The organism is Asticcacaulis solisilvae (assembly GCF_017875235.1).
Taxonomy (GTDB): Bacteria; Pseudomonadota; Alphaproteobacteria; order Caulobacterales; family Caulobacteraceae; genus Asticcacaulis; species Asticcacaulis solisilvae_A.
Genome location: NZ_JAGGMI010000023.1, coordinates 16687 through 25602, shown reverse-complemented (window position 1 = coordinate 25602; position 8916 = coordinate 16687). Strand labels below are relative to the sequence as shown.

The following is an 8916-nucleotide window of genomic DNA, read 5'->3' as shown; positions in this document are numbered from 1 at the left end:
GCCATGTCAGTTTGGTGACGGGGCCCGGCTAGTTGTTTTAAGCACATGATTGCGGCAATGTGTTGCAACGATGCTGCAGTGCAAAATTTACCGGAACTGCGCCGTAATCTGTTGGCCGTTGCGGATGATCGTGATGCGCCATCCGCGTGCCCCAGCCTTGAGGACATTATCAAGCTGGCTGGTCGTTTCGATATTCACGCCGTTAACCGCACGGATGATGTCGCCCGGACGCAGGCCGACACTCGCCGCATAGGTCCGCGTGCCCTCAAGCGAAAACACCAGCACGCCCTTGGGTGCGTCGAAGGGATCAACGCCCAATTCGTCGGCCACGGCCGGCGACAGGTTGACCACCTTGGCGCCGGAGAACGGGTTCTCGCCCTTCAGCAGGCGTTCGTCGCGCGGCGGATTGGCCGGCGGGGCCGCAGCCTTGATCCTCAGGTCGGCGGGGCGGTTGTTGCGCAGAACGGTCAGCGGCACGGTCTGGCCAAGCGGCACCAGGCTGATGCGATAGCGCAGGCCCGACTCGTCGTTGACCGGCTGGCCGTCGACATTGAGGATGATGTCGCCGGTCTTGAGGCCGGCCGCGTCGGCGGCGCTGCCGCGATAGACGTCGGACACCAGCACGCCTTCGGGACGCGTCAGGCCCAGGCTGCGGGCGATGTCGCCGGTCACGGCATTGCCCTTGGCGCCCAGCCAGGCGCGCTGGACCTGGGTCTGGCCGCCAACGGCTGAGGCGACGACGCGCGACACCTGGGCGGATGGAATGGCGAAGCCGACCCCTGCCGAACCGCCAGAGCGCGACAGGATGAACGAGTTGATGCCGATCAGGCGGCCGTTCATGTCGACCAGGGCGCCGCCCGAATTACCGGGATTGATCGCCGCGTCAGTCTGGATATAGGCGCCTTCGCCCGATCCGACCTGCGTGCGGTCAAGGGCGGAGATGATACCGCTGGTCACCGTCTGGCCGACCCCGAACGGGTTACCGATGGCCAGGACCAGGTCGCCGACCTGCTGGTCGCGGTCATCGTCCATCTCGAGCGTGGCGAAGGTTTCGTTCGCTCCGGCCTCAAGCTTGAGGACAGCCAGGTCGGTGCGCGGATCCGCCAGCAGCAGCTTGGCGGGGTATTCGCGCCGGTCGCTTAAGACCACCATCAGCGAGGTCGCACCTTCGACCACGTGGTTATTGGTGACGATGATCCCGTCCTTGCGGACAATGACGCCTGAGCCGAGCGATTTTTCGGTGCGGGCGCGCGGCACGGCGCCGAACATTTCCCAGAAGGGATCGACGCGCTGGCGCGATACGCTTTCGGCATAGACGTTGACGACGGCGGGCGCGACCGTCCGGACGACCGGACCGAACGACGCCTTGACCTCCTGCTGCGAGCTGGGCACGCGGCGCGGCTGGGTCGGAGTTGTTTCCTGGTTAAAGCCCGAGCCCGAATATTTCTGCGTATCCTGCGTTTGCCCCGGCCCGCACGCCGCCAGCATGGCGATCATCGAAAAACCGGTCAGAAGAGATTTCGTAAGGGCGCGAGGCGTCATCAGTCCGTTCCACGTAAAGCATTTCCCGCCGAAGTGGATGCCGGTTCGGCGCAAGGGAATGCGAAAAGGCAAGTATCCGACGCAAGATTTAGAGACTATTGCGGCGGTATCAAGGCTGTAGAACGGCCTAAACGCGCTCGTTTCGTATTACGCCGGTTTCGCGTCGAACTGGGCGAAGAAGAGCAGAATACCCGCCGGGTCCAGGACATGTGTGGCCAGTGCACCATAGGCTTCGCGACGCGGCGGATGGACCGTCACCTCATCGAAGCCGCCCTCGGCCTTGACTCGCTTCGCCGTCTCATACCAGGCCCGCGCATCGTCGACGACCAGATGTACCATGGTGTTGTGCGCCCATTGCTCGACGAAGGCGTTCTGCAGGAAGAAACGTGACGTTCCCTGCTCCATAAGCGCCAGGTCCGCGTCCTGATAGATCGCGGTCCACCCCAGCCGCGAATAGAAGTCGATCGAGCGGCGGAAATTCCTGGTGGCGAGGAACGGGCGCTGGTCAAGGATGGCAGGCATTCAGGCTGTCTTTCAATCTTGGAGGTGCGGCACCTTAGCAAAAGACGTGCGCGCCGCCGATAGATAGGTCATGGTGTTCGTCCGCTAACAGACACTGGGTATGAAATGTCCGCCATTGAGACGCTCGACCGCCGCCAGACCCGGACACGCCAGGCCATTCGCACGGCGTTTGTCGAACTGCTGTTCGAAAAGAACTATCCGGCCGTAACCATGGCGGGCGTCGCCGCCCGCGCCAATATCGGCCGCTCGACGCTTTACGAACATTTCCGCACCCGGACGGACCTGCTCAGCGACAGCATGAAGCGGCCCATGTGGGCCCTGGCTTCGGTTATCGGGTCCCGCGACGTCCCGGCGCACCTCGGCTGGTGGCTCCAGCATCTGCGCGAAAAGCAGGCCGTGGCGCGCGTACTGTTCTACGCGCCGGCGCGCGACGTACTCCAGACCGTCTTGACCGCTCAGGTCGAAATGCGGCTGGTTCAGTTGGCCGAAGATATCCGCGTCCCGGCCGTGCCTATGAACCTGCTGGCAACGCAGATCGCCGCTGCCCAGTTCGCACTGGTGGTTCCCTGGATACTGGGACGCGTGCCCCTGTCTCATGCCGCTATGGCAGAGGCCCTGCACCGGTCAGGCAATGGCCTGACGGAGGCCATGCTCGGCCCATCTGCTGAAGCTTGAATTCAAAGGGCAGATATCCAGGCTCTGATGACCGATGACAGGTCCCCGCGTCGCGCCTCTATCGCATCGATATCGGCGAATCTCATCGTCGCGCGGTCCGGGGCCAGCCATTCCAGCAACCCAGAAGGATCGGCAATCTCACGCATCGGCGCCGTCTTGATCTTCGCGCCCCTATGCAGAATGATCTGGATACCCGACTTGGCACGGAGATGAAATGTCGCGAACCAGTCCTTGTAGAAGAAACTGGGCGCATTCCACTTAATGCCTTCGGATATCTCCGGGTGGCTTGCCAGGATGATCTGCCGCACTGCCTCGATTTCGGCCTTGCGCGGTGATACCAGCGCCACAATGAAATCATCGACCGAACTCATGCCTCTGGTATCTTTTTTGGCGCCGGACGAACGCCGAAGGCAAGCATCAGTCCCAGGAGGACGAAGCTTGCCGCCAGCAGGAAGGACGCGCCGCTGAACATCTTCGCCACGGCGGGATGGGTCACGTAGGCCAGCACGCTGCCAAATGCCAGGGGCGCAAAGATGGTCGCCATGGCCGACAGGCTCATATTGGCGCCCTGCAGCGTCCCCTGTTCCTGCGGCGCCACCCAGCCGCTCATCAGCGCCTGGATATTGGGTGTGGTCAGGCCCCACATGGCGCCCACCGGCATGAAGGCGACAAAGACCGGCCAGTCCGGAGCCAGGGCGTAACCTGTGAAGGATATGACACCGCAGAAGATGCCGAGATACATAGTGCGCACCTCGCCGATCGCCTTGACGATAATCCCCGTCAGGCCGGCCTGGACGATGGCCGACAGCACACCGACGCCCGCCAGGCAATAACCGACCTCGGCCGGTCCCCAGCCGAAGCGATAGCCGGCAAACAGCACGAAGGTCGTCGGAAAGACGCTGTGCGCGAACATCATCAGCAGGTTCATCGTCGCCAGGCGCAGGGTCTGGCCCGAACGCGCCAGGAAACGGATGGCGCCTATCGGATTGGCGGCATGCGGCTCGAAGCGCTTGCGCTTGTCCTTCGGCAGCGATTCGGGCAGGACGAAGAAGCCGTAGAGAAAGTTCAGCAGACTCAGGCCCGCTGCCACGAAGAAGGGAAGATGCGGATTGATGCTGCCCAGCGGCCCGCCAAGGCCCGGGCCGACAACGAAGCCGATGCCAAACGCCGCCCCCATCAGGCCAAAGACCTTGGCGCGGCCTTCCGGCGCCGTCACGTCGCTCATATAGGCATAGGCCGTTGAAATGCTGGCCGCCGTGATGCCGCTGACGATGCGCCCGGCCAGCAGCCACCACAGATTGGGCGCCAGGGCCATCAGCAGGTAGTCCACTCCGGTGCCGAAGTTCGATGCCAGGACGACTGGACGGCGGCCGATACTGTCGGACAGGGCGCCCTGCACCGGTGAGAAGATAAACTGGGCGAGCCCCCAGGCCGCACCGAAGATCCCCGTCCATGCCGCGGCCTCGGACACCGAGCCGCCCAGGAAGCCCTTGATCAGTTGCGGAAGGACGGGAATGATGATGCCGATCGACAACATGTCGAGAAAGACCGTCACCAGGATGAAGGCGGCGGCGGCTTTACGAGGCGGCGGTGGGCTGGACATGCATTTCCCCTGTTTGCCCCTCCATAACCCAAGCGACAGCCGTCGGCTACCCGCGTTATTTCAGCGCCGGCTTCAGGCTGGCCAGGGAGCCGTCGCCACGTTCGGGCTTCAGGCGCAGGAGGCGTGTCTCCAGCGAATAGACGTCGACATTGTCAAAAACCGGCAGTGTCACGCCTGGGCGGATGTCCGGTCCGTTGGCGATGAAAATGGCGCGCATCTCAGGCACAGCGGGATCGTAGCCGTGGCTGCCGCCTTCAGGCTTGGGCATCCAGCCGTCGTTCGAAGGCGCGACCAGATAGCCGCCGACGTCGGCCAGGCAGATGATCTTCGGGACGCGGCGATGCTTGCCGTAATGGAAGCGCGCCGGAATCTTTTCCTTCGGCCAGCATTGCATGTTCGGGCGCGGCGTCAGCAGTATCCGCGTCACCTCAGCCTCGTGGCCAGGCCTGGGGTTGAAGCCGGCGACCTGCCCGCCCAGGATATCGGTGCTGTCGGCCGAGACCAGATCCGCCAGGCGGACGAACTTTTCAGGCTTGTGCTTGGCCATGCCGTGATCCGACACGACGATGATGTTGACCTTGCCGTCCAGCCCGCGCGCCTTCAGGCCAGCTCGAAGCTCACCGATGGCGGCGTCGACCTTGGCGATTGCCGCGTCCACTTCGGGACTTTCCGGGCCATGGTCGTGGCCCGCGTGATCGACGTCGGAGAAGTACATGGTGATAAAGCCCGGCCGCTCGGCTTCCGGCAGGTCCAGCCAGCCAAGCACACGGCTGACGCGCTCGGCGTGCGGCATATCTTCCTGATACGGCAACCAATAGCTTGGCCGCACGCCCTTATGGGCCGCTTCGGAGCCCGGCCAGAACATGGTCGCCGCCTTGACGCCCTGCTCCTCGGCGCTGGTCCACACGGGCTTGGCGTCGTCCCACCAGAATGCGTCGCGAACGGCGTCAAGGTTCGACATCTTGAAGGTCACGCCAGGCTTTCGATCGTCGCGCATGGTGTTGTTGACAATGCCATTGCGGTCCGGCCGCTGCCCCGTCACCAGGGTAAAATGGTTGGGGAAGGTCAGGCTGGGGAATGACGGCCGCATGCCGCCGGTCGCGCCTCCGTCGGCCAGCGTCCTCAGGTTCGGCGTCTCGCCGCGCTCCAGGTAGTCGGCGCGGAAGCCGTCAATCGACACCAGGATCAAAAGGGGCGGCTGGGCGGCCTCTCGCTTCGGCATGGCGGCGCAGCCCGACAGTCCGAGCGCCACGATGACAACGGCGAAGAGATGTTTGATCGGCATGACTGCGCCCCAACGAAATCCGGCAAATGGACTGTCCACGCCGCGTCCCAACCGTCAAGCACGCCACGATGAATTTATTACGACAGAAACCAAAAAAGAAGCCGCCGGGCTTTACCGGCGGCTTCCGTGCTTATGAGAGGCGTATCAACGTGTCCGGATCAGTCGCTGGTCCGGATACGGTCGAGAACCGGTTCGGAGAAGACTGACGCCTCCTCCAGCACCGCGGCTTCAAGCGTCATGTCGTCACTCAATGCGAAATCGCCCGATGCGTACATCGTTTCGGCGGGGTCGGCCACACGGCTTGCGTAGTCGTCAGTCAACATATTGCCCTCCTGATTTTGAGATAGACCTGATGGAAAAGTTTGGCGGGCGCCTGCTGCTCGAAACAAGCCCCCGTATCTAAAGGCTAGCGTGCTTTTCCTGTTAAGCGAAATAACAGCTCATGACATATCATCACAGGCTTGTTAACTGAGATAACCAGAGTCTTAACGGCGCAACTTCGGCATAAAAAAAGCCTCCGGAAACCGGAGGCTCAGGCTACTGACAAACCCCCTATCTTTTTTGAGAAGGGCCAATTGCCACAATTTGATTCCGATATGTTCACCGCTTGATTCCGAGACGTTCCGTGAATCAGGTGGCAATATACCGCATGAAAATTGTCCACAGACTTTGTCAGCAGCCTGAGCCTCCGGAAACCGGAGGCTTTTTAATGGGATCAGACGATCCTTATTCCTCGTCGGTGGCGGCCGAGAAGACCGGGCCCGAATCCTGCCCCTTGGCGCTTTCGTCGCGGTCGACGAATTCGATGACGGCCATCGGGGCGTTGTCGCCGTGACGGTAGCCGGCTTTCAGGATGCGGATGTAGCCGCCGTTGCGGTCGGCATAGCGCTTGGCCAGGACGTCGAACAGCTTGGCGACCTGCGGCACGTCACGGACGCGCGAGATGGCGATACGGCGGTCGTGCAGCGTGCCCGACTTGGCCAGCGTGACCAGCTTTTCGACGAAGGGACGCAGTTCCTTGGCCTTCGGCAGGGTGGTAACGATCTGTTCGTGCTTGATCAGCGAGGCCGACATGTTGGCGAACATGGCAATGCGGTGAGCGGTCGTACGACCGAGTTTGCGATAGCCGGAGCCGTGACGCATGAGTAAATCTCCATAAGACCGCGTGGCGCATAAGGCTCATGCGCGGCCCCAAAAACGAGCCCGGAAACAAAGGTCAAAGGCCGACGGCCCCTGCCCGTTCCGAACGTCCACGACAAGTCTCGTGGAGATTACCGGGACAAGGTTTTGGTCTTTCCCGATAAGCCGGAACCGAAAAAACAGTTCCTATAAATAGGAAACCCGGATGATCGCTCATCCGGGTTCCATATTTCCGAAAGATCAGATTTGATCTTCGAATTTCTTTGCCAGGTCTTCGACGTTTTCCGGCGGCCAGTTCGGGATGTCCATGCCGAGGCTCAGGTTCATGGAAGCCAGGACTTCCTTGATTTCGTTGAGCGACTTGCGGCCGAAGTTCGGCGTGCGCAGCATTTCCGATTCCGTCTTCTGGATCAGATCGCCGATATAGACGATGTTGTCGTTCTTCAGGCAGTTCGCCGAACGGACGCTGAGTTCCAGTTCGTCGACCTTCTTGAGCAGGGCCGGATTGAACGGCAGCTCAGGCTTGCCTTCTTCAACGACCGGGGCCTTAGGCTCTTCGAAGGTGATGAAGATCTGCAGCTGGTCTTGCAGGATACGGGCCGCGAAAGCGACCGCGTCAACCGGCGTGACGGCGGCATTGGTTTCGACTTCCAGCACCAGCTTGTCGTAGTCGAGCGACTGGCCCTGACGGGTCGGCTCGACCTTGTAGGCGACCTTCTTGACCGGCGAATAGAGGGCGTCGACGGCGATCAGGCCGATGGGCGCGTCTTCCGGACGCAGACGGTCAGCCGGGACATAGCCCTTGCCGTTCTGGACGGTGAACTCCATGCGCACCGAAGCGCCTTCGTCCAGCGTACAGATGACGTGGTCGGGGTTCAGCACTTCGATGTCGGCGGGGACGTCGATCTGGCCGGCGGTCACGGGACCTGCGCCATTGGCGCGCAGCACCATGCGCTTGGGGCCTTCGGCGTGCATGCGCAACGCCAGTTGCTTGATGTTCAGGATGATATCGACGACGTCTTCACGGACGCCTTCGATGGAGGAGAATTCGTGCACCACACCGTCGATCTGGACGGAGGTGACGGCCGCGCCTTGCAGCGAGGAGAGAAGCACGCGACGCAGCGCGTTGCCGAGCGTCACACCGAAGCCGCGTTCCAGCGGTTCGGCGACCAGGCGCATTTTGCGGGAAGGGTCGGAACCCGCTTCGACTTGTGGCTTCTCAGGACGAATAAGCTGTTGCCAGTTTCTTTCGATCATTTACGTCCCTCAAGACAGGAAAGGCCGCCCCGGCAGATGAGCCAGGGCGACTGATAAAACAGGGAGTATGTATTAAACGCGACGGCGCTTCGGCGGACGGCAGCCGTTGTGCGGGATCGGCGTCACGTCACGGATGGTCGTGATGGTGAAGCCCACCGCCTGCAGGGCGCGCAGAGCCGATTCACGGCCCGAACCCGGACCGGCGACGCTGACTTCCAGCGTCTTGACACCATGCTCGATCGCCTTGCGGCCGGCGTCTTCGGCGGCGACCTGGGCGGCGTACGGGGTCGACTTGCGCGAGCCCTTGAAGCCCATCATACCGGCCGACGACCACGACACGGCATTGCCCTGCGCGTCGGTGATGGTGATCATGGTGTTGTTGAACGAAGCGTTGACGTGCGCCACACCCGAGGTGATGTTCTTGCGCTCGCGCTTCTTGATACGTGAAGGTTCCTTGGCCATCGGCTAATCCTTACTTCTTCTTGCCGGCGATCGGCTTCGCCGGGCCCTTGCGCGTGCGGGCATTGGTGTGCGTGCGCTGGCCGCGGACCGGCAGGCCCTTGCGGTGACGCAGGCCGCGGTAGCAAGCCAGGTCCATCAGACGCTTGATGTTCATCGAGACTTCGCGGCGCAGGTCGCCCTCGACCGTATAGTCACGGTCGATGGTTTCGCGGATCTGCAGCACTTCGGCGTCCGTCAGCTGATTGACGCGGCGGCTCTCTTCGATGCCGACCTTCTGAACGATTTCTTCGGCGTTCTTGGGGCCGATGCCGTGAATATATTGAAGCGCGATCAGAACGCGCTTGTTGGTCGGTATGTTGACGCCTGCGATACGGGCCACGAGGTGATCTCCTGCAACGCACACCCATGCTAACGGTGCGCATTTCTTAAT

At 62.0% G+C, this 8916-nt stretch carries 11 protein-coding genes; 1 reads left to right on the top strand and 10 read right to left on the bottom strand.

The window, feature by feature from the left end; translation table 11 throughout:
* Positions 1-87: 87 nt before the first annotated feature.
* Both J2X24_RS22010 and J2X24_RS22005 read right to left on the bottom strand, forming a co-directional pair.
* Positions 88-1542: a Do family serine endopeptidase gene (locus J2X24_RS22010; RefSeq protein WP_209726190.1), complete on the bottom strand. Its 1455-nt coding sequence runs from the start codon at positions 1540-1542 to the stop codon at positions 88-90.
* Positions 1543-1689: 147 nt separating this feature from the next.
* A complete protein-coding gene (locus J2X24_RS22005; protein WP_209726189.1) occupies positions 1690-2064 on the bottom strand; it encodes a VOC family protein in 375 nt (124 codons plus the stop codon).
* 105 nt (positions 2065-2169) lie between these two features.
* Between J2X24_RS22005 and J2X24_RS22000 the strand changes: the two genes are divergently transcribed.
* Positions 2170-2739 (top strand): TetR/AcrR family transcriptional regulator, encoded by a 570-nt coding sequence (locus tag J2X24_RS22000; protein WP_209726188.1) that lies wholly within the window; start codon positions 2170-2172, stop codon positions 2737-2739.
* Positions 2740-2741: 2 nt separating this feature from the next.
* Here the strand turns inward: J2X24_RS22000 and J2X24_RS21995 are convergent, their stop codons facing one another.
* The 8 genes from J2X24_RS21995 to rpsM form a co-directional block, all read right to left on the bottom strand.
* A complete protein-coding gene (locus tag J2X24_RS21995) occupies positions 2742-3110 on the bottom strand; it encodes a DUF1801 domain-containing protein (RefSeq protein WP_209726187.1) in 369 nt (122 codons plus the stop codon).
* Positions 3107-4342, bottom strand: coding sequence for a TCR/Tet family MFS transporter (locus J2X24_RS21990; protein ID WP_209726186.1), 1236 nt, complete (start codon positions 4340-4342; stop codon positions 3107-3109). Before J2X24_RS21990 ends, J2X24_RS21995 begins: the two co-directional genes overlap by 4 nt.
* Positions 4343-4397: 55 nt before the next feature.
* Complete coding sequence (locus J2X24_RS21985; RefSeq protein ID WP_209726185.1) at positions 4398-5627, bottom strand: alkaline phosphatase family protein; 1230 nt, start codon at positions 5625-5627, stop codon at positions 4398-4400.
* 158 nt (positions 5628-5785) lie between these two features.
* A complete protein-coding gene (locus J2X24_RS21980) occupies positions 5786-5950 on the bottom strand; it encodes a hypothetical protein (protein WP_209726184.1) in 165 nt (54 codons plus the stop codon).
* 403 nt (positions 5951-6353) lie between these two features.
* Positions 6354-6770 (bottom strand): 50S ribosomal protein L17, encoded by a 417-nt coding sequence (rplQ, locus tag J2X24_RS21975; RefSeq protein ID WP_209726182.1) that lies wholly within the window; start codon positions 6768-6770, stop codon positions 6354-6356.
* A gap of 237 nt (positions 6771-7007) precedes the next feature.
* A complete protein-coding gene (locus tag J2X24_RS21970; RefSeq protein WP_192619741.1) occupies positions 7008-8024 on the bottom strand; it encodes a DNA-directed RNA polymerase subunit alpha in 1017 nt (338 codons plus the stop codon).
* Positions 8025-8096: 72 nt separating this feature from the next.
* Positions 8097-8486: a 30S ribosomal protein S11 gene (gene rpsK / locus J2X24_RS21965; protein ID WP_209726181.1), complete on the bottom strand. Its 390-nt coding sequence runs from the start codon at positions 8484-8486 to the stop codon at positions 8097-8099.
* 10 nt (positions 8487-8496) lie between these two features.
* On the bottom strand, positions 8497-8865 hold the full coding sequence (gene rpsM / locus J2X24_RS21960) for a 30S ribosomal protein S13 (RefSeq protein ID WP_209726180.1): 369 nt from the start codon (positions 8863-8865) through the stop codon (positions 8497-8499).
* Positions 8866-8916: the final 51 nt, after the last annotated feature.

Coding starts and splice junctions, on each gene's coding strand:
- J2X24_RS22010 (WP_209726190.1), bottom strand. CDS start 1,542: ATGACGCCTCGCGCCCTTACGAAATCTCTTCTGACCGGTTTTTCGATG.
- J2X24_RS22005 (WP_209726189.1), bottom strand. CDS start 2,064: ATGCCTGCCATCCTTGACCAGCGCCCGTTCCTCGCCACCAGGAATTTC.
- J2X24_RS22000 (WP_209726188.1), top strand. CDS start 2,170: ATGTCCGCCATTGAGACGCTCGACCGCCGCCAGACCCGGACACGCCAG.
- J2X24_RS21995 (WP_209726187.1), bottom strand. CDS start 3,110: ATGAGTTCGGTCGATGATTTCATTGTGGCGCTGGTATCACCGCGCAAG.
- J2X24_RS21990 (WP_209726186.1), bottom strand. CDS start 4,342: ATGTCCAGCCCACCGCCGCCTCGTAAAGCCGCCGCCGCCTTCATCCTG.
- J2X24_RS21985 (WP_209726185.1), bottom strand. CDS start 5,627: ATGCCGATCAAACATCTCTTCGCCGTTGTCATCGTGGCGCTCGGACTG.
- J2X24_RS21980 (WP_209726184.1), bottom strand. CDS start 5,950: ATGTTGACTGACGACTACGCAAGCCGTGTGGCCGACCCCGCCGAAACG.
- rplQ (WP_209726182.1), bottom strand. CDS start 6,770: ATGCGTCACGGCTCCGGCTATCGCAAACTCGGTCGTACGACCGCTCAC.
- J2X24_RS21970 (WP_192619741.1), bottom strand. CDS start 8,024: ATGATCGAAAGAAACTGGCAACAGCTTATTCGTCCTGAGAAGCCACAA.
- rpsK (WP_209726181.1), bottom strand. CDS start 8,486: ATGGCCAAGGAACCTTCACGTATCAAGAAGCGCGAGCGCAAGAACATC.